19 protein-coding genes and 1 pseudogene are annotated in these 21,253 nt (G+C 72.7%); 10 read left to right on the top strand and 10 right to left on the bottom strand.

Annotation, left to right across the window (positions count from 1 at the left end; translation table 11 throughout):
- Window positions 1-104: 104 nt before the first annotated feature.
- Window positions 105-248: an SCO1431 family membrane protein gene (locus tag GPA10_RS22095; protein WP_107450678.1), complete on the top strand. Its 144-nt coding sequence runs from the start codon at window positions 105-107 to the stop codon at window positions 246-248.
- On the opposite strand, the gene GPA10_RS22090 is transcribed toward GPA10_RS22095, so the two are convergent.
- Genes GPA10_RS22090 through GPA10_RS22080 form a run of 3 tightly spaced genes read right to left on the bottom strand, consistent with a single transcriptional unit; the run spans window position 226 to window position 2,794 of the window.
- Window positions 226-1,230, bottom strand: a complete 1,005-nt coding sequence (locus GPA10_RS22090; RefSeq protein ID WP_343041210.1) for a hypothetical protein — start codon at window positions 1,228-1,230, stop codon at window positions 226-228. The two genes, GPA10_RS22095 and GPA10_RS22090, sit on opposite strands and share 23 nt — an antisense overlap.
- A complete protein-coding gene (locus GPA10_RS22085) occupies window positions 1,227-2,189 on the bottom strand; it encodes a DUF6114 domain-containing protein (RefSeq protein WP_343041209.1) in 963 nt (320 codons plus the stop codon). Before GPA10_RS22085 ends, GPA10_RS22090 begins: the two co-directional genes overlap by 4 nt.
- Window positions 2,180-2,794 carry a DUF6230 family protein gene (locus tag GPA10_RS22080; protein ID WP_058851932.1) on the bottom strand — a complete coding sequence of 205 codons (615 nt, stop codon included), beginning with the start codon at window positions 2,792-2,794 and terminating at the stop codon, window positions 2,180-2,182. The genes GPA10_RS22085 and GPA10_RS22080 overlap by 10 nt, the downstream gene beginning before the upstream one ends.
- Window positions 2,795-3,019: 225 nt before the next feature.
- On the opposite strand from GPA10_RS22080, the gene GPA10_RS22075 reads away from it, so the two are divergent.
- Complete coding sequence (locus GPA10_RS22075; RefSeq protein WP_157167017.1) at window positions 3,020-3,724, top strand: TetR/AcrR family transcriptional regulator; 705 nt, start codon at window positions 3,020-3,022, stop codon at window positions 3,722-3,724.
- A gap of 54 nt (window positions 3,725-3,778) precedes the next feature.
- Here the strand turns inward: GPA10_RS22075 and GPA10_RS22070 are convergent, their stop codons facing one another.
- A complete protein-coding gene (locus tag GPA10_RS22070) occupies window positions 3,779-5,041 on the bottom strand; it encodes a glycoside hydrolase family 18 protein (RefSeq protein ID WP_157167016.1) in 1,263 nt (420 codons plus the stop codon).
- 458 nt (window positions 5,042-5,499) lie between these two features.
- Here GPA10_RS22070 and GPA10_RS22065 point away from each other — a divergent pair, with 458 nt between their 5' ends.
- Window positions 5,500-6,672: an acyl-CoA dehydrogenase family protein gene (locus GPA10_RS22065; RefSeq protein WP_157167015.1), complete on the top strand. Its 1,173-nt coding sequence runs from the start codon at window positions 5,500-5,502 to the stop codon at window positions 6,670-6,672.
- Here the strand turns inward: GPA10_RS22065 and GPA10_RS22060 are convergent.
- Window positions 6,635-7,747, bottom strand: coding sequence for a hypothetical protein (locus GPA10_RS22060; RefSeq protein WP_157167014.1), 1,113 nt, complete (start codon window positions 7,745-7,747; stop codon window positions 6,635-6,637). The two genes, GPA10_RS22065 and GPA10_RS22060, sit on opposite strands and share 38 nt — an antisense overlap.
- A 229-nt stretch (window positions 7,748-7,976) precedes the next feature.
- On the opposite strand from GPA10_RS22060, the gene GPA10_RS22055 reads away from it, so the two are divergent.
- Together GPA10_RS22055 and GPA10_RS22050 are read left to right on the top strand one after the other, a co-directional pair.
- Entirely contained in the window at window positions 7,977-9,104 is a 1,128-nt protein-coding gene (locus GPA10_RS22055; protein ID WP_343041207.1) for an Rv3169 family protein, read from the top strand.
- A gap of 132 nt (window positions 9,105-9,236) precedes the next feature.
- Window positions 9,237-10,361 (top strand): phosphotransferase family protein, encoded by a 1,125-nt coding sequence (locus tag GPA10_RS22050; protein WP_157167013.1) that lies wholly within the window; start codon window positions 9,237-9,239, stop codon window positions 10,359-10,361.
- Between the two features lie 16 nt (window positions 10,362-10,377).
- Here the strand turns inward: GPA10_RS22050 and GPA10_RS22045 are convergent, their stop codons facing one another.
- Window positions 10,378-10,821, bottom strand: a complete 444-nt coding sequence (locus GPA10_RS22045; RefSeq protein WP_058851938.1) for a hypothetical protein — start codon at window positions 10,819-10,821, stop codon at window positions 10,378-10,380.
- A gap of 279 nt (window positions 10,822-11,100) precedes the next feature.
- Here GPA10_RS22045 and GPA10_RS22040 point away from each other — a divergent pair, with 279 nt between their 5' ends.
- From GPA10_RS22040 to fxsA, 4 genes and pseudogenes are all read left to right on the top strand, one after another.
- Window positions 11,101-11,541 (top strand): Lrp/AsnC family transcriptional regulator, encoded by a 441-nt coding sequence (locus GPA10_RS22040; RefSeq protein WP_030560539.1) that lies wholly within the window; start codon window positions 11,101-11,103, stop codon window positions 11,539-11,541.
- 97 nt (window positions 11,542-11,638) lie between these two features.
- A complete protein-coding gene (locus tag GPA10_RS22035; protein ID WP_157167012.1) occupies window positions 11,639-13,372 on the top strand; it encodes an amidohydrolase in 1,734 nt (577 codons plus the stop codon).
- A 532-nt stretch (window positions 13,373-13,904) separates the two neighbouring features.
- A pseudogene (locus GPA10_RS22030) lies at window positions 13,905-14,696 on the top strand (polyprenol monophosphomannose synthase); the annotation flags it as partial.
- A gap of 380 nt (window positions 14,697-15,076) precedes the next feature.
- Complete coding sequence (gene fxsA, locus GPA10_RS22025) at window positions 15,077-15,676, top strand: FxsA family membrane protein (RefSeq protein WP_157167011.1); 600 nt, start codon at window positions 15,077-15,079, stop codon at window positions 15,674-15,676.
- Between the two features lie 314 nt (window positions 15,677-15,990).
- On the opposite strand, the gene GPA10_RS22020 is transcribed toward fxsA, so the two are convergent.
- The 4 genes from GPA10_RS22020 to yczE form a co-directional block, all read right to left on the bottom strand.
- Window positions 15,991-16,365: an RNA polymerase-binding protein RbpA gene (locus tag GPA10_RS22020; protein ID WP_030360404.1), complete on the bottom strand. Its 375-nt coding sequence runs from the start codon at window positions 16,363-16,365 to the stop codon at window positions 15,991-15,993.
- Window positions 16,366-16,621: 256 nt separating this feature from the next.
- Window positions 16,622-17,980, bottom strand: coding sequence for an MFS transporter (locus GPA10_RS22015; RefSeq protein WP_157167010.1), 1,359 nt, complete (start codon window positions 17,978-17,980; stop codon window positions 16,622-16,624).
- Window positions 17,981-18,099: 119 nt separating this feature from the next.
- Window positions 18,100-18,867: a glycerophosphodiester phosphodiesterase family protein gene (locus GPA10_RS22010; protein ID WP_058851942.1), complete on the bottom strand. Its 768-nt coding sequence runs from the start codon at window positions 18,865-18,867 to the stop codon at window positions 18,100-18,102.
- On the bottom strand, window positions 18,864-19,556 hold the full coding sequence (gene yczE / locus GPA10_RS22005; RefSeq protein WP_425505799.1) for a membrane protein YczE: 693 nt from the start codon (window positions 19,554-19,556) through the stop codon (window positions 18,864-18,866). Before yczE ends, GPA10_RS22010 begins: the two co-directional genes overlap by 4 nt.
- A 97-nt stretch (window positions 19,557-19,653) precedes the next feature.
- On the opposite strand from yczE, the gene GPA10_RS22000 reads away from it, so the two are divergent.
- A complete protein-coding gene (locus GPA10_RS22000; RefSeq protein ID WP_157167009.1) occupies window positions 19,654-21,159 on the top strand; it encodes an SCO1417 family PLP biosynthesis transcription factor in 1,506 nt (501 codons plus the stop codon).
- The last annotated feature ends 94 nt before the right edge of the window (window positions 21,160-21,253 follow it).

The raw sequence follows: 21,253 nt of genomic DNA, 5'->3' as shown, positions 1-21,253 counted from the left end.
CCGGGTACGGCTGGCATGGTGGTAGGACCCAGTGGGGGGAATGTCCACTGCCGCAGCGGCCGGGAACAGCCCGGCGCCGCCGAAGAACGTCAGCGAGAAGCGATATGACCGCGACCTCTGCCACCGCAGTCCGCACCAAGGCCCGCACGGGCGGCCCCGACGACGGCCCGAACGTCCTGGAGCACCTCGCCGGATGGACCCTCGTCGTGGTGCTCGCGATGCTGGTCAGCCAGATCGGCCTTCTGTGAGCCGCGTCCCGTCACCGGGACCGTCCGTGCCACCCGTCGTCCCGTCACCGGGACCGTCCACGCCGCCCGTCGTCCCGTCACCGGGACCGTCCACGCCGCCCGTCCCCGGCGGCTCCGGGTCGAGGCCCGCCCGCCAGTGCCGGCGCGGCAGCCCCACCAAGGCGTAGAGACGCCGTACGGGCGATCGCCCGGGAAGCAGCACGAACCCCGCGAGCACCGCGAACAGCGGCAGTCCGAGCCAGCCGCCGAGCAGCCGCACCAGGACGCTCGCGGTGACGGCGCCGAGGAACGGCAGCCCGTACACCCCGGCAGCGGCGATCGCCACGGCCAGGACGGGACGCACCTCGCGGTCCTCGTCCGCGCCGGGCAGTGACCAGCCCTCCAGGAGCCAGCCGATCTCCGTCATCAGCATGGTGCCGATCACGGCCGCGCCGAACACCACGAGCGCGAGGAACGTGCCGGACGTCAGGAAGTCCAGGGCGTTGTTGACCACGCTGTCCTGCGGCCAGTCCGCCCAGTCGCGCGCGCCGGGGGACAGGAACCGCTCGTAGCCCCTGCCGTCCCAGCCGTGCACCAGCGTCCCGAACAGCAGGAAGTACCCTCCGACGCAGTTCAGGTACGCCCAGTAGCCGGCGCCCACGAGGACCAGGACCTGCGATCCGAGGAATCCGAGGATCGCGGCCACGGGTACGCCGCCCGCGTAGAACAGCACGAAGCCCGCCCACACGCCCTCGTGGCCGCCGCTGACGTGCATCGTCGCCCAGGACGGGTTCTGCCAGAGCAGGAAAAGGCCGGTCGGCACCAGCAGGACGGCGGCGAAGAGCACCGTCAGGGCCAGATAGGGATTGGCGGCCCGGCTGCGGGTGCGCGGGCCCTCGCCCGCGTTGATCCGCTCCCACACCTGGAGCTGGCGGGCCGCGGCGAGCGCGAAGGTCGCACCCACCGCGTACGCCCAGAACAGCGCGGCCTGGATCTGGATCACGCCCGCGCCTCCAGCCGCAGTCCGCCGGCCACGATCGAGTCGGAGGTGACGAGCGCCTGCTCAGCGCTGACCTGCGTGATGAAGACGAACGGCGGGACGAGGGGCGGCACCGGCAGCCGGTCCGGCGTGAACGTCAGACAGAGGATGCCCTGGATGCAGCCCTTGAACTTGGTCAGATACAGCGTGACCTTGCCGCTGAGGTCCAGGGTCTCGGCGCCCAGGGACAGTTCACGGCTGCCGTCACGGGTCGTCAGGCGGTAGTCGGTGAGCGAGGCCGCGTTCATCCGCAGCACCATCACCTTCATCGGTCCGTCGGCGGTGGGGATGTCGCGCACACCCGCCACGATGAAGCCCTTGGGGGCGAACAGCGTCGTGGTGATCGTGGGCGGCGTCCGTGCCGCCACGATCTCCCCGTCACCGGGCGCGGCCTTCGCGGGGGCGGCGCCCCACAGCGCCGTCCCGGCGAGCACCACCGGAAGGAGCACGGCCAGGGTCCGGGTGCCCTGCCCCTCGCGCAGCCGGGGGCGTCCGGCTGCGTCCCGGTCGTCGTCCGCTACGGGTGTCCAGCCGAAGCCCATCGCGCTGCCCGCGATGCCCAGGATCATCCCGATCAGGAAACCACCGAGATTCGTCGCCGCGAACGAGAGCACCGAGAGGATCAAGGCGTTCACGGACACGTAGTGGTGCGCGTGCGGCAGCAGCCACAGGAACAGTCCGGCGACCATCAGGGCGATCCCGATGCCGATCGCGGCGATCCCGCCGAGCCCGAGGCTCACCAGGACCGTCAGCGGCGACAGCGGGATGATCAACAGCTCCGCCCCGCCGAGGATCAGCAGCAGACCGCCCCAGAAGGGGCGGGTGCGCCGCCATCCGCGCAGTACCCTGCGTGCGTCCCTGAGGGGCAGCCGCTCGTCGAGCCATCCCCCAGTGCGCGGGGCGCCGGGCCCGCTCAGAAGCACTTCTTGCCGCCGAGGCTGACGTCCAGCTTCATGCCTTTGAGGCGGAAGTTGCCGCCGGTGGCCGACCAGGCGTGCGAGCGCACCTTCGCCACCTCGATGTCCCCGGCCTGGAGGCCGAACTTGCCCCGCTCGCCCTTGACGCCCGGCACCTCGTCGAGCGTCGAGGCGTCCCGGCCGATCTGCGCGGTCCCGAAGCGGGCGTCGCCCACCAGGTCCTCGCCGTCGATGATCAGGTTGCTCGCGGTGACGTTGCCCGCGTCGCCGCCCGCCATCAGCTTGAACACCACCGTGCCGATCGGCGTCCTGACCTCGGCGGCCTGGCAGATGTCGGAGAGCGTCGCGTCGCCGATGCCGAGCAGCGCCACGGGGTGGCCCTTGCCGTCGACGTCCCGGTCGACCTGCACATAGCTCGACAGGCCCTGGCTGGTCAGCTTGCCCGAGGAGACCTGGAAACTGGTGCCGCTGACGGCGAAGGAGGCGGCGAGCGCGCCCTCGGCCATCACGGACGCCATCGCGCCGACCGCGAGGACCGCGGGCAGGGCGACGACGGCTGTCTTCTTCCAGTTGGTCCGGCCCTCGCGCAAGGATCTCTTCGCTGTGCTCACTGGGTCCTCCCGTACGTCGTCCGGTGCGTAAGGGGAGTGCGTGTGCGTAAGGGGAGCGCGTGTGCGTGAAGCGGAGCGCATGTGCGTGAAGCGGAGCGCGTGTGCGTAGGGGGAGTGCGCGGCAGAGCACCGCCGGGCCCGAGCAGATGCCTGCCGGGCCGGGCAGGCGGCAGCGGTCTGCCATACTGCGGCTGATCCTGAGGCAGTTGGAGACTAGGGCCGATATTGAATAATAGTCAACAGCGCGGTACCGATCGTTCCTCCGACGGGGACCGCCCGCAGGCGCGCGGCACCGACCGCTCCGTGGCGCGCCGCGCCGAACTCATCGTCATCGGCCGGAAGCTGTTCGCCGACACGTCCTACGACGCGCTGTCGATGGACGACATCGCGAGACACGCGCGCGTGGCCAAGGGGCTGATCTACTACTACTTCAAATCCAAACGCGGCTACTACCTCGCGATCATCGAGGACTCCGTCGCCGACCTGGTCGAACGCGCCGGCAGCGACACCGAGTTGCCGCCGACCCAGCGGGCGCACCGCACCATCGACGGCTATCTGCGCTACGCCGAGCACCATCAGGCGGCCTACCGCGCCATCGTCAGCGGCGGCGTCGGCTTCGACACCGAGGTGCACGCCATCCGCGACGGCGTGCGCGAGGCCATGATCGGCACCATCGCCGAGACGGCCTACGGCCACCGGGACATCCCGGCGCTGGTACGGGTGGCGCTGCTCGGCTGGCTGTGCAGCGTCGAGGGCGTCACGCTCGACTGGATCGGCACGAAGGACGGGCCGCTGGAACGCGACACCGTCCGGGACTTCCTGGTGCGTACGCTGCGTGCGACGCTCGGCGTCATCGAGGAGGTCGAGCCGTCGCTCCCCGCCCCGCCGCTCGACGACGCCCCGCCGCCGCGTCCGGGCGCGCGGGCATGACGAAGGGGCGGGAGCCCGCCGGCTCCCGCCCCCACGACTGCCGTGCGGCGACCGCTAGTTGATGGCCTTGATCAGCTCACCGTTGGCGGTGTCACCGCTGAGCTCCCAGAAGAACGTGCCTCCGAGGCCCTGCTGGTTCTTGTAGTTCATCTTCCCGCCGATGGTCGCGGGGGTGTCGTAGCTCCACCAGTTGGTGCCGCAGTGCGCGTACGCGGTGCCGCCGACCGTGCCGTTGGCCGGGCACTTGGTCTTCAGCTCCTTGTAGTCGTCGATGCCCTGCTCGTACTTGCCCGCGGCCGGGCCGGTCGCGGTGCCGCCGGGCGCCTTCTGGGTGACGCCGGTCCAGCCGCGGCCGTAGAAGCCGATGCCGAGGAGCAGCTTGTCGGACGGGATGCCGAGGCCCTTGAGCTTGGCGATCGTCGACTGCGAGTTCCACTCGGGCTTCGGGATGCCGGTGTAGGAGCTCAGCGGCGAGTGCGGAGCCGTCGGGCCCTTGGCCTCCCAGGCGCCGAAGTAGTCGTACGTCATCGGGTTGTACCAGTCGACGTACTGGGCGGCGCCCGCGTAGTCAGCGGCGTCGATCTTGCCGCCGGCGGCCGCGTCGGCCGGGATCGCGGCGGTCACCAGGTTCTTGGAACCGAACTTGGCGCGCACCGCCGACATCAGGTTCTTGTACGCGGCGCGACCGCTGGTGTCGCAGGTCAGACCGCAGGCGTTGGGGTACTCCCAGTCGATGTCGATGCCGTCGAAGACATCCGCCCACTTGGAGTTCTCGACCAGGTCGTAGCAGGACTGGGCGAACGCCGCCGGGTTCTGCGCGGCCTGCGTGAAGCCGCCCGACCAGGTCCAGCCGCCGAAGGACCACAGGACCTTCAGGTTCGGGTGCTTCTTCTTCAGCTTGCGCAGCTGGTTGAAGTTGCCGCGCAGGGGCTGGTCCCAGGTGTCCGCGACACCGTCGACGCTCTGGCCCGCGGTGTAGGCCTTGTCGGTCGCGGCGTAGGCGTCGCCCATCGTGCACTTGCCGCCCTGGACGTTGCCGAAGGCGTAGTTGATGTGCGTCAGCTTGTTGGCGGAACCGGACGTCTCGATGTTCTTGACGTGGTAGTTCCGGTCGTAGACGCCCCATTCGGTGAAGTAGCCGACCACGCGGGAGCCCGCTTTGGCGTCGGCCTCGGCGGTGGTCGCCCTGGCGGCACCGGCGCTCTGGTCGGCGGCCGCGGTACCCGCGCCGGCGAGCAGACCCGCGCCGAGCACGGCACAACAGGCGGTGGCCAGGAGCGCCCTGAAGCGGGCGCGGGGACGGTTGAGCTGTGGCATCGCAGTCTCCTCGTGGGGGGAGAGGGGAGCATGTGGGGGTGGTGCTGTCCTGCGGACCTGCGAACTCCTTCGCGCCCTTGCGCCGGGTGCCGGACGGCCGCCCCCGGATCCCGTCAACGGGCCGTGAGCAGTCGTGCGGTGAATTGGCATGAACGCGAAGACGTCTTGTGCCGCTGGACTCTAGAAGGACTAGACCAATGCGTCAATGGTTCGGACCAATTCCCTCCGCATAGCCGGTTCGGGCCACGCAACCGGACACAGCTCGATGAAGATCAGCCGGACAGCCGTTGAACCCGTGACGCCGTGCCGCCGATCGGGCATACTCAACGCGCCACAGCCGCTGGTCAGCCGCTTCCGCGACCCGGAAGGACAGCATCGGCGTGGCAGTGTCCCCGGCGGCGGCGCCACACCCTGAGCGCGAGTCCGCTGAAGCGCCCGAACAGGGAGAGGAGAGCGCCATGCCTGAGGGATCCGCACAGCCGGTCGAGCGTCATCTGCCCACCGAGGAAGCCCGTGATCTGTTCGCGCTCGTGCGAGAACTGATCAAGGGCGAGATCGTGCCACGCGCGGCCGAGGAGGAGGAAGCGGGCCGCTTCCCCCGCGAACTCTTCACCCTGCTCTCCGAGTCCGGCCTGCTCGGCCTCCCCTACGACTCCGGTTTCGGCGGCGGCGACCAGCCGTACGAGGTGTACCTCCAGGTCCTGGAGGAGCTCGCCGCCGCACGTCTGACCGTCGGCCTCGGCGTCAGCGTCCACTCCCTCGCCTGCCACGGGCTCGCCGGGTACGGCACCAAGGAGCAGCAGACCGCACACCTCCCCGACATGCTCGGCGGCGGCCTCCTCGGTGCCTACTGCCTGTCCGAGCCGTCCTCCGGCTCCGACGCCGCCTCGCTGCGCACCAAGGCCGTGCGCGAGGGCGACGAGTGGATCATCACGGGTACGAAGGCGTGGATCACCCACGGCGGCATCGCCGACTTCTACACGGTCCTGGCCCGCACGGGCGGCGAGGGCGCGCACGGCGTCACGGCCTTCCTGGTGCCCGGTGACGCCGAGGGGCTCACGGCCGCGGCGCCGGAGAAGAAGATGGGCATGAAGGGCTCGCCGACGTCCCAGCTGCACTTCGACGGCGTACGGGTGCCCGACACGCGGCGCATCGGCGAGGAGGGGCAGGGCTTCGCGATCGCGCTCTCGGCGCTCGACTCGGGGCGGCTCGGCATCGCGGCGTGCGCGATCGGCGTGGCCCAGGCGGCACTCGACGAGGCGCTGACGTACGCCACGCAGCGGCGGCAGTTCGGGCGGCCCATCGCGGACTTCCAGGGGCTGCGCTTCATGCTCGCGGACATGGCGACGCAGATCGAGGCGGGCCGGGCCCTGTATCTCTCGGCCGCCCGGCTGCGGGACGCGGGCAGGCCGTTCTCCAAGCAGGCGGCGATGGCCAAACTCCTGTGCACGGACACCGCGATGAAGGTGACGACCGACGCCGTCCAGGTGCTCGGCGGCTACGGCTACACGGCCGACTTCGCCGTGGAGCGCTATATGCGCGAGGCCAAGGTCCTTCAGATCGTCGAGGGGACGAATCAGATCCAGCGCATGGTCATCGCGCGTCATCTCGCGGGGCCCGAGACGCGCTGACACCGACTGCGGTGACGGCCTGCGGGGTTCCCGGGGTGCCCGGGGAGCCTGGGGCTCGCTGGGTTCCCGAGGTGCCCTGGATGACGGGGACGACGGAGGTGGCGACCCGTACCGGACGGAACGGCTGGGCGGGGTCCTGCGCGGGTGGGTTGCCCCGGTCCGCTTCCGGCAGGGCGGCCTGGCGCCGATCGGGCGTGAGGGCCTGGTCGCGGCTCGGGGCGAGGGTCCGGGCACGGTCCGGGGCGAGGGTCCGGGCACGGTCCGGGGCGAAGGCTTGGTCGGGGCTGGGCGTGAGGGCTTGTTCGCGGCTGGATGCGAAGGCTTGGTCGCGGCTGGGCGCGAAGGCCTGGCTCCGGTCCGGTCCGGCCGTCCGGCTCCGGTGCGGCCCTGGTGCCTGGCTGTGGTCCGGCCTGGGTGCCTGGCTGTGGTCCTGACCGAAACCGTGCTCCCGGTCCTGCGCGTACCCGGGCGCGTACCGGTGCTGCGGGTCCGTCCCGTACCGGGCGGTCTCGCCTCCCCCGTACCGGGCGGTCTCGCCCGCCCCGAAACGGGTGGCTCCGCCCGTCCCGTACCGGGCCTCCCCGCCCGTCCCGTACGGGTTGTCCCTGCCCGCGTCGTACCGGGCGGCGTCCCCGCCGGCGCCGTACCGGCTCTGTTCGCCCGCACCGAAGGTGCCGTAACGGGCGGCCCCGCCGGTGCCGAACCACGGTTCCCCGCCCGCCCCGAACGGCGGCGCGTCCGCGCGGCCGCCGAACTGTCCGTCGCGGACGGTCGGCGCCGCGAGCCGTACCCACTCCGGGTCGTGGCGTCCGGGCAGCGTACGGCCGCGCTCGGACCAGACGCACAGCAGGGCGCGGTAGATGGGCGGGTCCTGGGGAACGGGGGCCGGCTGCGGAGGAGGAGGGACGGAAGAGGTCTGTTGGGGGTACTGGGGCGGCTGTGAATGATGCGGCGGCTGCGTGTAATGGGTGTACTGGGTGTACTGAGGCCGGTAGGGAACCGATTCTGCGGCGGTGGGAGCGGGAGCGAGCTGGTGCCTGCGGTGGCCCGCCGGAGCGTGCGTGGGGGTGGTCATGCCCGGCCAACGGACCGCGCCGTGAGCAGGTCACCGTCGGGTCGAATCGTGCGTGCGTTCATGGCCCGTCCGGGCGCGGCGCAGGGGGCGCAGGGCTCCGGCGCCACCGGGCGCATTCGGACGGGCACGCGTCTGGCCCCCGCACGGCGACTGACGTACCGTCACCTCCACGCCGGGCCCCGCCGCGTTCCGCGCGGTGCAGGATCCCGCGCGTCCAGGGAGGTGCGCCGTGCCGCAGGACCGTCCCGTACCGCTCGACGAGTACCCCGTCCACCAGGTCCCGCTGTCGATGAAGCACGTCGCGACCGGCGACCGGAACGCCTACGACCGCTGCGTCTTCCAGGTGTTCGACCACGGGGGCCGGGCGCTGCTCGTCCTCGGCCTCGGGGTCTATCCGAACACAGGCGTCATCGACGCCTACGCCACCCTGCGCACCGGCGATACGGTGCACGCCGTACGGGCCTTCGACGCCCTGGGTGAGGACCGCATGAACCTGGCGGTGGGCCCGCTGCGCGTCACCGTCCTCGAACCCCTGCGCAGACTCCGCCTGACCTGCGAAGCAGACCCGGAACAACCGGATTCGCCGACGTACGACATCGAGTGGACCGCCGCCTTCCCGGCGCTGTGGGAGCCGCACCACGTCCAGCGCCGCGGCGACCGCCTCACCCTCGAAGGCCGGCGCTTCGTGCAGGCGGGCGACTGCTCCGGGACCATCCGTACCGGCGGCGAGGACATCGCCGTGACGGCGGGGGAGTGGACGGCGACCCGCGACCGCAGCTGGGGCGTGCGGCCGATCCCGGGTGAGGAGAGCGGCAGGCTCGGCGAGGAGTTCCCGGCGGAGGGCTTCCACTGGATCTGGTGCCCGGTGCGCTTCGACGACCGCTTCCTGATGATCGTCACCCAGGAGGACGCGGACGGCTACCGCACCCTCAACGACGCCACCCTCGTCCGCCCCGGCCGGCCCGACCGCCAACTCGGCTGGCCGCGCGCCGACATCACCTACCGCTCGGGCACCCGGCACGTCGTGCGCGCCGTCGTCCACCTCACCGACCCCGCGACCCACAAGCCCCTGGAACTGGGCGTCGAGTCGCTGACGTCCCTGCCCCTCGCCGTCGGCGCCGGATATCCGCCCGCCGACGACTGGCAGCACGGCACCTGGCGGGGCCGCGGCTGGGTCGACCGGCGCACCTACGACCTCGCGGACCCGTCCGTGCACCCGCTCGCCGGGTACGGCGTCGTCGACCACGCGGCCCGCTTCACCCTGGACGGCCGCGTCGGCCACGGCGTCTTCGAGCACGGCAGCTTCGGCCGCCACGACCCGAGCGGCTTCACCGGTTTCGGCTCGGTGGCCCCCTGAGCGCGCCGGGCCCTCGACTCCGACGGCCGCCGACGTCGACGTAGACGTAGACGTAGACATCGACGTCCCTTGGGTCCGACGGCCCCCTGAGCGACGTCCGCAGCGGGCCGGAAGCCGGGAGGAGCACGGACCATGACCACGGAACCCACGCCACCGCGGCAGCCGCGGCCCGCGCCGCGCACGACCACCCGGGACCCGGCGGAGGTCGCCCGCCGTCTGACGGACTGGCTCGACGCCCGGCTGCCGGGCGCGCAGGTGTCCGGCGTGTCCGTGCCCGAGTCCAACGGCATGTCCAGCGACACGCTGCTCTTCGACATCGAGCACCCCGAACCGCCGCTGCGGCGCTGCGCGTTGCGGCTCGCCGCCGACCCGGACGCGTACACCGTCTTTCCCGTGTACGACATGGAGCGCCAGTACCGCACCATGCGGCTGGTCGCCGAGCACACCGACGTGCCGGTACCGCGCGTGCTGTGGCTGGAACGGGACCCGGCGCCGCTCGGTGCCCCGTTCTTCGTCATGGAGCGGGTCGCGGGGCGGGTGCCGCCGGACGTCATGCCGTACACGTACGAGGGCAACTGGCTGTACGAGGCGAGCGACACCGAACGCGCACGCCTGGAGGACGCCACGGTCGGCGTCCTCGCGCACCTGCACGACCAGGTCCCGGCCGCCGCGGCCGGATTCCTCGCGCTCCCGGGCGAGGGCAGCGCGCTGCGGCGGCACGTCGCCTCGCAACGGGCCTACTACGCCTGGGTCGTCGAAGGGCTGCCGCGCTCACCGCTCGTCGAAAGCGCTTTCGCGAAACTCGGCGAACTGTGGCCGCGCGACGAGGGCGCGCCGGTCCTCAGTTGGGGCGACGCCCGCATCGGCAACGTCGTCTACGACGGCTTCGAGCCCGCCGCCGTGCTCGACTGGGAAATGGCGGCCCTGGCCCCGCGCGAGGTCGACATCGGCTGGACCGTCTTCCTGCACCGGTTCTTCCAGGACCTCGCCGTGGGCTTCGGGCAGCCGGGCCTGCCGGACTTCCTGCGCCGCGACCGGATCGAGGCCCGCTATGCGCGCCTCACCGGCCATCAGCCCCGTGACATGGACTTCTACATCCTGTACGCGGCGCTGCGGCACGCCGTCGTCATGCTCAGGGTCGCCTACCGCCAGGTGCACTTCGGCGAGGCGACGGTGCCGGAGGCCCCGGAGGGCCCGGACACCCTGATCCTGCACCACGACCGGCTCGCGGCCATGGTGCAGGGCGACTTCGGGTGAGGGGCGCTGCCGGGGGTCAGGCCGCCGCGCGGCCGGACTGCCGGGGCACGCGGATCGGGCGCGAACCGGGGCCGCCCACGTGCGAGAACGGCTGCGTGCGCCAGTCGAGGCCCTGAGGCAGCGTCAGGAGCAGCGCGGTGTCCTGCTCCTGGGCCTCCAGGGACTCGTCCGCGGGCTCCGCCTCGGCCGCCGGGCGGCCGGTGCCCGCACAGACGGTGAGTCCGAACGGGTTCCACGGTGTGGCGCACAGCGCGTGCTCGGGCAGGACGTCCTCGTCCGCCAGGAGCGCGATGGTCTTGGCGCAGTCCGGGCAGATCACGCGGTACATCTCGAAGGTGTCGTACGCGTCGGGCTCGTCGTCGGCGATGTCCGTCTGTTCGACGCCCTCCGGGGCGGGCTCGAGCTCGACGGACTGCTCCTTGCGGCGCGCGGAACGATCGGGGCGCTTCAGGTTCTGCATGGGAATCTCCCCCTCGGGTGGGCCGACCAGGCACTGCGGCCTCGACCACAGCAAGCACTTCCCGTCCGGTCCTGGGGGTAATCGCTCCTGCCCGATGGACACGGCCACAGGCCTGTGGCGTTCGTCACATGCCGGATGAAGATGCCGTTCCGCGCGGGGGTGGGCGCCGGGGCGCGCGGGCGATGATCGAGCGACCCTCCACCGGGGCGCGAGCGTCGGAGGGTGCCGCTTGCGCCGCTCAGGTATCGGTGAGGATCAAGGGACCTGTAGGTTCTGCGCATGGAGGAGCTGGACCGACAGATCGTGCAGCTGCTCGTCAAGGACGGGCGGATGAGCTACACCGACCTGGGCAAGGCCACGGGCCTGTCCACGTCAGCGGTGCACCAGCGGGTGCGCCGCCTCGAGCAGCGCGGGGTGATCCGCGGATATGCCGCGGTCGTCGACCCCGAAGCCGTCGGCCTGCCGCTCACGGCGTTCATCGCGGTGAAGCCGTTCGACCCCAGCGCGCCCGACGACATCGCCGAGCGGCTCGCCGGCGTGCCCGAGATCGAGGCCTGCCACAGCGTCGCGGGAGCGGAGAACTACCTGCTCAAGGTCCGGGTCGCGACCCCGCACGAACTGGAGAACCTGCTGGCGAGGCTACGCACGCTCGCCGGTGTCTCCACGCACACCACGGTCTGCCTGTCCACGCCGTACGAGGCGCGCCCGCCGCGGATCTGACCCCGCGGGTCTGACCCCGCGGGCCAGCGGGGGGTCCGTGGATCCGCCGGGGACCCCGCGGGCGGCCCGCGCGCGTCCAGGCGCGAGACTGGTCCCCATGAGCGAGCGCACCACGCCCGAGAGCGGGCACCGCACCGTCCTGCTGCGCGGCGGAGAAGTCCACAGCCCCGCCGATCCCTTCGCGACCGCGATGGTCGTCGAGCGGGGGCATGTCGCCTGGGTCGGTTCCGAGGGTGCGGCCGACGCCTTCGCCGATGGCGTCGACGAGACCGTCGACCTGGAAGGCGCGCTGGTCACCCCGGCCTTCACCGATGCCCATGTGCACACCACGGCCACCGGCATCGCGCTCATGGGCCTCGACCTCTCGCGCGCCCGGAACCTGAACGACGCGCTCGTTCTCGTACGCGAACACGCTGCCGCACGACCGCACGACCGGGTGCTGCTCGGCCACGGCTGGGACGCCGCCCGCTGGCCCGGCGGCAGGCCGCCCACGCGCGCGGAGCTCGACGAGGCCACCGGCGGGCGCCCGCTCTATCTGACGCGCATCGACGTGCACTCCGCCGTCGCCACCACCGCGCTCCTCGACCTCGTGCCGGGGATCACCGAGAAGGCCGGGTTCCACGCGGACGCGCCGCTGACCGCCGACGCGCACCACGCCGTCCGTGCCGCGGCGCACGCGGCCGTGACAGCCGTGCAGCGGCGCGAGGCGCAGCAGGCCGCGCTCCGGCACGCCGCGTCGCTCGGCATCGGATCGGTGCACGAGTGCGGGGGCCCCGCCATCTCCGACGAGGACGACTTCACGGCACTGCTCGCCCTCGCGGCGGCGGAGGCGGGCCCGCGCGTCGTCGGCTACTGGGCCGAGCAGGGGCCCGAAGGCGTGGCCCGCGCACGGGAGCTGGGCGCGGCGGGCGCGGCCGGTGACCTCTTCGTGGACGGGGCGCTCGGTTCACACACGGCATGGCTGGGCGAGTCGTACGCCGACGGGGGCGCCGGGACGGCCGGAACCGCGGTCCACGGGGGCGCCGGGGCGGCGGGGGCCGGCGCCGGAACGGCCGGGTCCGCGGCCGAGGGGCGGCCGTGCGGGGCGTCCCACGGAAACGCGTACCTGACCGCGGGCGACGTCGCCGCGCACGTGACGGCGTGTGCGGAGGCGGGCATGCAGGCAGGTTTCCACGCCATCGGGGACGCCGCCGTGGCGGCCGTCGTGGAGGGCGTGCGCGCGGCGGCCGGGACGGTGGGGCTCGCCCGGGTGCGCGCGGCGCGGCACCGCGTCGAGCACGCCGAGATGCTCACCCCCGAGACCGTCGCCGCCTTCGCCGAACTCGGCCTCACCGCGTCCGTGCAGCCCGCCTTCGACGCGCTGTGGGGCGGCGACGAGGGCATGTACGCGCAGCGCCTCGGCCCCGGACGAGCCCGCTCCCTCAACCCGTACGCGGCCCTCCTGCGCGCCGGTGTTCCGCTGGCCTTCGGCTCCGACAGCCCCGTCACGCCGCTCGACCCCTGGGGCACCGTCCGCGCCGCCGCCTTCCACCGCACGCCGGAGCACCGGGTGTCCGTGCGGGCCGCGTTCACCGCCCACACGCGGGGCGGCTGGCGGGCCGTGGGCCGTGACGACGCGGGCACCCTGGTGCCCGGCGCCCCCGCCGACTACGCCGTGTGGCGCACCGGGGAACTCGTCGTCCAGGCCCCCGACGACCGGGTCGCCCGCTGGTCCACCGATCCGCGCTCCGGCACCCCCGGCCTGCCCGACCTCGCCCCCGGCTCCGAACTGCCCGTATGCCTGCGGACCGTGGTCGGGGGCCGGACGGTATTCGTACGGCCTAACGAGTGATGTCAGGGGTGCGGCGCGGCTCCGAACGGGGCCACACGGCGCGTCGCCCGGCCCCGGCACCTCGCCACTGACCTGCTGATCTACGCAAACATCGCAGGTCAAACGGCTATTGACAGACGTCCGTCGTCGGCGGGTAGTTTCGGCCGCGTCCACCACAGGACGTCCGACCGGCGACCCTGCCCACAAGCGTCGAACGCCGCTGGATCATGGGCGGTGCGCCAACCGGCGCTCCGCCGCTGGGAGCCAGGTCCAGCGTCCTCGACGCGTCGGCGCGGGAACGCAGCCGCCGGAAGGGGGCCGTCCCTCCTGCTCCCCGGAGCTCGGGGGAGGTGCGACCCGGATGGGGCCCGGACGCTCAGTAGACAACGGCACTCGGTCGATCCGCAGCCAGCGGGTCCCAGGCCGGCCCGAAGGGCGCCGGGCCCGATCCGCAGTATCGCTCCTCCGCGCCGCCCCTTTCGTACCGCGCCGTCGCAACACCCCAGGCCCGGCCCACTATGGTGGTCCCCTGCGTACGAACGAAGGGGCAGCAGTGAGCAACGGCGGCGGGATCAGCGAAGCAGCGGACGCGGGGCGCCGGTTCGGCCCGCTCGGCCGGGCCTTGGTGATCATCCCGACCTACAACGAGGCGGAGAACATCCAGGCGATCGTCGGCCGGGTGCGCACCGCCGTGCCCGACGCGCACGTCCTCGTCGCCGACGACAACAGCCCCGACGGCACCGGCAAGATCGCCGACGAGCTCTCGGTCGACGACGAGCACGTCCACGTGCTGCACCGCAAGGGCAAGGAGGGCCTCGGCGCCGCCTACCTCGCGGGCTTCTCCTGGGGCCTGGAGCACGGCTACGGCGTCCTGGTCGAGATGGACGCCGACGGCTCCCACCAGCCCGAGGAGCTGCCCCGCCTGCTCACCGCCCTCAAGGGCGCCGACCTGGTGCTCGGATCGCGCTGGGTGCCCGGCGGCCGGGTCGTGAACTGGCCCAAGTCCCGCGAGTTCCTCTCCCGCGGTGGCTCCACCTACTCCCGGCTGCTCCTCGACGTGCCGGTGCGCGACGTCACCGGCGGCTACCGCGCCTTCCGCCGCGAGACCCTGGAGGGCCTCGGCCTCGGCGACGTGGCGTCCCAGGGCTACTGCTTCCAGGTCGACCTGGCCCGCCGCGCGATCAAGGCGGGCTACCACGTCGTGGAGGTGCCCATCACCTTCGTGGAGCGGGAACTCGGCGACAGCAAGATGAGCCGCGACATCGTCGCCGAGGCGCTGTGGCGGGTCACGGCCTGGGGGGTGCGGGAGCGGGTCGGCAAGGTGCTCGGGGGCAGGGGGGCCTCCGGGGGCCCCGGGGTGTCCCGGGCGGGTGGAGCGGCTGCTGGAGCGACGGCAGCTGAAGCGACGGCAGCTGGAGCGGCTGCTGGTGACGGTCGTGCGGCCGAGGCTGCTGCTGAGCCCCGTGCGGTCGCGCCGTCCGGCGAGCCCCGTGCGGCCGAGGCCGCTGATGAGCCCCGTGCGGCCGAGGCTGCCGCTGACTCCCGTGCGGTCGAGCCGTCCGCCGAGCCCCGTGCCGTCGCGCCGTCCGTCGAGCCGGGGGCGGTCGATCCGTCGTCCGACGGCCGGGAGCCCGGAGCGCCGGGCGACCCCCGGTAATGGTCACCCGCCCCGGTAATGATCACCCACTTACGCAGGCCTGAGCCGGGGCCAGGCACACTGGGGGCATGACGACTGGCGCACCGCCTCCCACTCAGCCCGCCCGGCCCCGGCGCTCCCGGGTGCTCCGGTTCCTGCCGCTCGGCCTCGTCGCGTGGCTGGTCCTGGAGATCTGGCTGCTGACCGTCGTGGCGGGCGCCGCCGGCGGGCTGACCGTGTTCCTGCTCCTGGTGGCGGGCCTCGTGCTCGGCTCCCTGGTCATCAAGCGGGCCGGGCGCCGCGCCTTCAAGAACCTGAGCGAGGCGCTGCAACAGCAGCAGAGCGGGGCCGCCGCGGCCACGGAGGGCTCCGGGGGCGGTGGCGCGTGGACCATGCTCGGCGGGCTGCTGCTGATCCTGCCGGGCCTCGTCTCCGACGCGCTCGGCCTTCTGCTCCTGCTGCCGCCGCTCCAGAAGGCTCTCAGCCGACGGGCGGAGCGGGCCTTCGAGCGCAAGGTGCGGGAAGCCGCTGCGGCCGCTCCCGGGGGGTTCGGGGGCGCGTTCCAGCAGGCTCGGATGCGGCATCCCGACGGCAAGGTCGTCCAGGGCGAGGTCGTCCGCGAGGACCAGCCGCCGGGGCCGGGGCCGACGCCCGGGCGGGGCTCGGACGATCCGCAGCTCCCGCGCTGAGCCGGGCCCGCGCGGGGCGCCCCAGGCCCGCCCCTTTCCCGTCACCAGGGGCGCTGCGCCCCCTGGACCCCAGCCCTGTCGGCGCTTCGCGCCTCGTCATCAAACGCCGGACGGGCTGAAAGATCTTCGCCGCACCGGAAGAAATCGCCGCACCGGCGAAGTATCCAGCCTGTCCGGCGATTGAGGACGAGGCGCGAAGCGCCGATACGGGTCCCGGGGCAGAGCCCCGGGACAGCGACACACGACGAGGGCGGGCCCACTGCAACAGCAGTGGGCCCGCCCTCGTCGTGCTTCCGCTCCGCGGTCCAGCGCGCCTACGCGGACTTGCGGCTGTCGCGCGGATGCACCGCAATATTCATCGCACCGGACCGGAGAACCGCCAAGCGCTCCTCGAGGACCTCTTCGAGTTCCTCGCGGGTGCGGCGCTCCATGAGCATGTCCCAGTGCGTACGCGCGGGCTTGCCCTTCTTCTCCTCAGGTCCGTCGCCGTCCACGAGAAGTGCTTGGGCCCCGCAGACCTTGCACTCCCACTCCGGCGGGATCTCCGCCTCCACCGAGAACGGCATCTCGAAACGATGTCCGTTCTGGCATGCGTACTCCACGGCCTGGCGCGGGGCCAGGTCGATGCCGCGGTCGGTCTCGTAGCTGGTCACCACGAGGCGCGTGCCGCGAAGAGCTCGCTCACTCATGAATCGTGCCTCCCGGGCTTGTCGCCCACAGGACAGGTGTCGCTGTCGTCGTCATCCGGTCAACGTCCGGTCGGCGGTAAAGATTCCCGTTCAGGGTCATGCGTCGCCGTCGTATGCCGCCCCTTGTTGTACCCACCAGCGCCCGGTTTGTCACATCTGGCAGCAGATGTCACCCAGCGCTTCCGAATCCTCAGCGCGCAGTAACGGTCCGCCTGGCAGGCCAAACGCGTACACTACCGTTCTTCGCCGCCAGAAGCTAAATCCGGTCGGGAACCGGGTTGCCCGCGTCGCGCACCGCACGCCGTACGGGTACCCGCGCAAGCAGGGCGAAACCGATCAAGAAGAACACCGCCAGGGACATGATCGCGTCCCGGTACGAGCCCGTGAGCTGGTAGGTCAGGCCGAAAATCAGCGGGCCGAGCCAGGCCATGCCCCGGTCGCTGACCTCGTACGCCGAGAAGTACTCCGCTTCCTTGCCGGGCGGTACGAGATGCGAGAAGAGGGACCGGGAGAGGGCCTGGGTGCCGCCGAGGACCAGACCGATGCCGACGGCCAGCACGAAGAACCACACCGGCGCCCCCGCGGGCAGGAAGGACCCGGCGCCGATCGTCACGGTCCAGGCGACGAGGGAACCCAGGATGGTCCGCTTGGCCCCGTGGGTACGGGCGAGCCTGCCCATCGCGAGCGCGCCGGCCACCGCGAGCACCTGCACCAGGAGCACCGCCACGATCAACGTCGACTGGCCGAGCCCCAGCTCCTCCGAGCCGTACACGGACGCCTGCGAGATCACCGTCTGCACACCGTCGTTGTAGACGAGGTAGGCGAGGAGGAACGCGAGCGTGTGCGGGTGGCGGCGCATGTCGCGCACCGTCGCGGCGAGCTGCCCCCAGCCGTGGCGCGGGGCCGCCGCCGAGGGCTCCTTCGCGCGGTCGCGCAGCCGCCGCAGCGGTACGAGCGTGAACGCGCCCCACCACACGCCCGCCGACGCCAGGCAGATCCTGACGGCGGTCGCTTCGGAGACGCCGAACGTGTCGTGGGCCAGGAACAGCACGAGGTTCGCCATCAGGACGAGCGCACCCGACGCGTAGCCGAAGGCCCAGCCCCGCGCGGACACCGCGTCACGCTCCTCCGGAGGCGCGATCTGCGGCAGGTAGGCGTTGTAGAGCACCATCGACACGGCGAGCGAGGCGTTGGCGACGATCAGGAGCAGGCCGCCCAGGAGATAGCGGTCGCCGTCCAGGAAGAACATGCCGGCGGTCGCCGCCGCCCCCAGGTAGGCGGCCGTGGCGAGGAGCGGCTTCTTGCGGCCCGTACGGTCGGCGGCGGCGCCCGCGAAGGGCATCACCAGGACCGACACGAGCACGGACGCCGAGACGGTGTACGCGAAGTACGAACCCGCGCTCACGGGGACGCCGAGCGGGTGCACGCAGCCGTCCGGATCGGCCGCGGACTTGGCTATCTCCGTGAGGTAGGGGCCGAGGAACACGGTCAGGACGCTCGTCGAGTAGACCGAGCACGCCCAGTCGTAGAAGTACCAGCCGCGCTGTTCGTACCGGCGGCGCAGCCGGGCGTCCGGGTCCTCGGCTGTCGTCGTACGCACGGTGTCGGTGCTCAAACCGTGATCCCTCGCTGTCGGTGCTCGTGCTCCAGGTGGCCAGATGGCCAGGTGGTGGCGGCCCCGGGAGTCCTGGCCGGTCCCGGGCCGCCGCGGCGCGCCGCTGTCGGTCCCGGTGGTCAGACCCAGGTCCCGCGGTCCTCGAGCACGTCGCGCAGCGTCTGGATGTGGTCCGTCATGATGCCATCGACGCCCAGGTCGAGCAGGGCGTGCATGCGAGCGGCGTCGTTGACCGTCCACACATGGACCTGGAGCCCGCGCGCGTGGGCGGTGCGCACGAAGCGGTGGTCGACGACCCGGACGCCCGACTGCGTCTCCGGCACCTGGGCGCACACCGCCGAGATCCTGGGGATGGCGGGCATCCCGAGGGAGCGCAGCCGCAGCCCCAGGACGCCGCGCGTCCCGAAGGACGTGGCAAGGCGTGGCCCCGCGACGCGCTGGGCGCGGGCCACGCGCGCCTCCGAGAACGAGCCGACGCAGACCCGGCCCCACGCGCGCGTGCGCTCCAGCAGGTCGAGGAGCGGCAACAGGGCGGGCTCCGCCTTGACGTCCACGTTCCAGCGGACGTCGGGGAACTCCTGGAGGAGGTCCTCGAAGAGGGGCACCGGTTCGCTGCCCGCGACCCGCGCGCGGCTCACCTCGCTCCAGGGGAGGTCCGCGATCCGCCCCGCGGCGTCCGTGACCCGGTCGAGCGTCGCGTCGTGGAAGGCGGCGAGCCTGCCGTCCGACGTGGCGTGCACATCCGTCTCGATGTACCGGTAACCGGCGTCGACGGCACGCCGGAAAGCGGTCACGGTGTTCTCCAGGCCGTCGGCCGCGCCGCCGCGGTGGGCGAAGGCGAGGGGGCCCGGATGATCGAGGTAGGGATGGCGTACGCGCGGGGTCACCGATGCAGTATCGCCTGCTCCGATGGCTCCGCGGCGGCCACCGTACGGCTCGCGGATGGAGCGGGCACGGCGAAGAGACGCAGGAAGAGCTGCGCGAGCGGGCCGATGGCCAGGGCGTACAGGACGGTGCCCACGCCGACGGTGCCGCCGAGCAGGAAGCCGGTGACGACCACCACGACCTCCACCATCGTGCGCATCAGGCGGATGGAACGGCCGGTCCGGTCGTGCAGGCCCGTCATCAGGCCGTCGCGGGGTCCGGGACCGAACCTGGCCGCTATGTAGAGGCCGGTCGCCACGCCGTTGAGGACGATTCCGGCGACCATCAGCGGGACGCGGACGCCGAGACCGTGCGCGTCGGGCACCAGGGCGAGCGTGCCGTCCATCGCCAGGCCGACGACGAAGACGTTCGACACCGTGCCGAGGCCGGGACGCTGGCGCAGCGGTATCCACAGCAGCAGCACCGCGGCACCGATGACGATCGACACGACGCCGATCGACATCCCGGTCCGTTCCGCCAGACCCTCGTGCAGTACGTTCCACGGCTCCAGGCCGAGGCCCGAACGCAGCAGGAGCGCGGAGCTCGCGCCGAACAGGGCGAGGCCGACGTAGAGCTGTACGAGGCGGCGCGCGAGGTGCCGCGGAGCGGAGCGACCTGGAGTCGGCGTCCCTGGAGTCGGCGTACTGGACAAAGGAAGCCCCCGTGGTGGTAGTGGCCTGGCTCATGACACTCTGTGGCGTGGCGCCAGGCGCCAACCATGGCCAATTCGATGAAGGTGGACTGGGATCATGGCTCAGTGGACATCGGCGGTGGGCTCAACCCAGCTCGCCCGGCTGCTCTCCTCCCAGCAGGCGCGTCCCGCGGGCGCGGGCACCCGCCGCCCGCCCGCGTACCGCGCCCTGGCCGACGGTATCCGCCTCCTGGTCCTGGAGGGGCGCGTTCCCGTGGCCGCCCGGCTGCCCGCCGAACGTGAGCTGGCCGTCGCGCTCGCCGTCAGCCGGACCACGGTCGCCGCGGCGTACGAGGCGCTGCGCACCGAAGGGTTCCTGGAGTCCCGCAGGGGAGCGGGCAGCTGGACCGCCGTACCGGCTGGCAACCCGCTGCCCGCGCGCGGCCTGGAACCCCTGCCCCCCGAAGCGCTCGGCTCGATGATCGACCTCGGCTGCGCGGCCCTGCCCGCCCCCGAGCCCTGGCTCACCCGTTCCGTCCAGGGCGCCCTGGAGGAACTCCCTCCCTACGCCCACACCCACGGCGACTACCCGGCGGGCCTGCCCGCGCTGCGCGCCATGCTGGCGGAGCGCTACACCGCGCGCGGGATACCGACCATGCCGGAGCAGATCATGGTCACCACCGGTGCGATGGGCGCCATCGACGCGATCTGCCACCTCTTCGCGGGCCGCGGCGAGCGCATCGCCGTGGAGTCCCCGTCGTACGCCAACATCCTCCAGCTCATGCGGGAGGCGGGCGCGCGCCTGGTGCCCGTGGCGATGGCCGAGGGCCTCGGCGGCTGGGACATGGACCGCTGGCGCCAGGTCCTGCGGGACGCCGCGCCGCGCCTCGCGTACGTCGTCGCCGACTTCCACAACCCCACCGGCGCGCTCGCCGACGACGACCAGCGCCGCCGCCTGGTCGACGCGGCCCGGCACGCGGGCACGGTCCTAGTCGTCGACGAGACCATGAGCGAACTCCGCCTCGACGAGGACCTGGAGATGCCGCGCCCCGTCTGCGGGTTCGACCCCGCCGGGTCCACCGTGATCACCGTCGGCTCGGCGAGCAAGGCGTTCTGGGCCGGTATGCGGATCGGCTGGGTGCGGGCCGCGCCCGACGTGATCCGCAGCCTCGTGGCGGCCCGCGCGTACGCCGACCTCGGCACCCCCGTCCTCGAACAGCTGGCCCTGAACTGGCTGCTCAGCACCGGTGGCTGGCAGCAGGCTGTCGACGTGCGCAGGGACCAGGCCCGCGACAACCGTGACGCACTCGTCGCCGCGGTCCGCCGCGAGCTGCCCGGCTGGGACTTCGACGTCCCGCGCGGCGGCCTGACGCTGTGGGTCCGCACCGGCGGCCTCTCCGGCTCCCGCCTGGCCGAGGTCGGCGAACGCGTGGGCGTACGCGTGCCCTCCGGGCCCCGCTTCGGCGTCGACGGGGCCTTCGAGGGCTATGTGCGCCTTCCGTTCACTGTCGGCGGCGCGGTGGCGGACGAGGCGGCGGCCCGCCTCGCCGCGGCGGCCCGCCTGGTGGAGTCGGGCACGGGCGGCACCCCCGAGGCGGAGGGGACACACGCCTTCGTGGCGTGAGACGCCCGCCCTCCGGCGCGCGCGGCGACGTTCTCAGCCCGTCCGGCGTTTGAGGACGAGGCGCGAAGCGCCGACAGAGCTGGGGTCCAGGGGG

This window comes from Streptomyces typhae, from assembly GCF_009755605.1.
Classification (GTDB): Bacteria; Actinomycetota; Actinomycetes; order Streptomycetales; family Streptomycetaceae; genus Streptomyces; species Streptomyces typhae.
This window is presented reverse-complemented; position numbering and strand designations above follow the sequence as displayed.

What these genes read in the sequence shown, in the direction of transcription:
- GPA10_RS22095 (WP_107450678.1), top strand. Translation starts at nt 105, where the DNA reads ATGACCGCGACCTCTGCCACCGCAGTCCGCACCAAGGCCCGCACGGGC.
- GPA10_RS22070 (WP_157167016.1), bottom strand. Translation starts at nt 5,041, where the DNA reads ATGCCACAGCTCAACCGTCCCCGCGCCCGCTTCAGGGCGCTCCTGGCC.
- GPA10_RS22065 (WP_157167015.1), top strand. Translation starts at nt 5,500, where the DNA reads ATGCCTGAGGGATCCGCACAGCCGGTCGAGCGTCATCTGCCCACCGAG.
- GPA10_RS22060 (WP_157167014.1), bottom strand. Translation starts at nt 7,747, where the DNA reads ATGACCACCCCCACGCACGCTCCGGCGGGCCACCGCAGGCACCAGCTC.
- GPA10_RS22050 (WP_157167013.1), top strand. Translation starts at nt 9,237, where the DNA reads ATGACCACGGAACCCACGCCACCGCGGCAGCCGCGGCCCGCGCCGCGC.
- GPA10_RS22045 (WP_058851938.1), bottom strand. Translation starts at nt 10,821, where the DNA reads ATGCAGAACCTGAAGCGCCCCGATCGTTCCGCGCGCCGCAAGGAGCAG.
- GPA10_RS22040 (WP_030560539.1), top strand. Translation starts at nt 11,101, where the DNA reads ATGGAGGAGCTGGACCGACAGATCGTGCAGCTGCTCGTCAAGGACGGG.
- GPA10_RS22035 (WP_157167012.1), top strand. Translation starts at nt 11,639, where the DNA reads ATGAGCGAGCGCACCACGCCCGAGAGCGGGCACCGCACCGTCCTGCTG.
- fxsA (WP_157167011.1), top strand. Translation starts at nt 15,077, where the DNA reads ATGACGACTGGCGCACCGCCTCCCACTCAGCCCGCCCGGCCCCGGCGC.
- GPA10_RS22020 (WP_030360404.1), bottom strand. Translation starts at nt 16,365, where the DNA reads ATGAGTGAGCGAGCTCTTCGCGGCACGCGCCTCGTGGTGACCAGCTAC.
- GPA10_RS22000 (WP_157167009.1), top strand. Translation starts at nt 19,654, where the DNA reads ATGGCTCAGTGGACATCGGCGGTGGGCTCAACCCAGCTCGCCCGGCTG.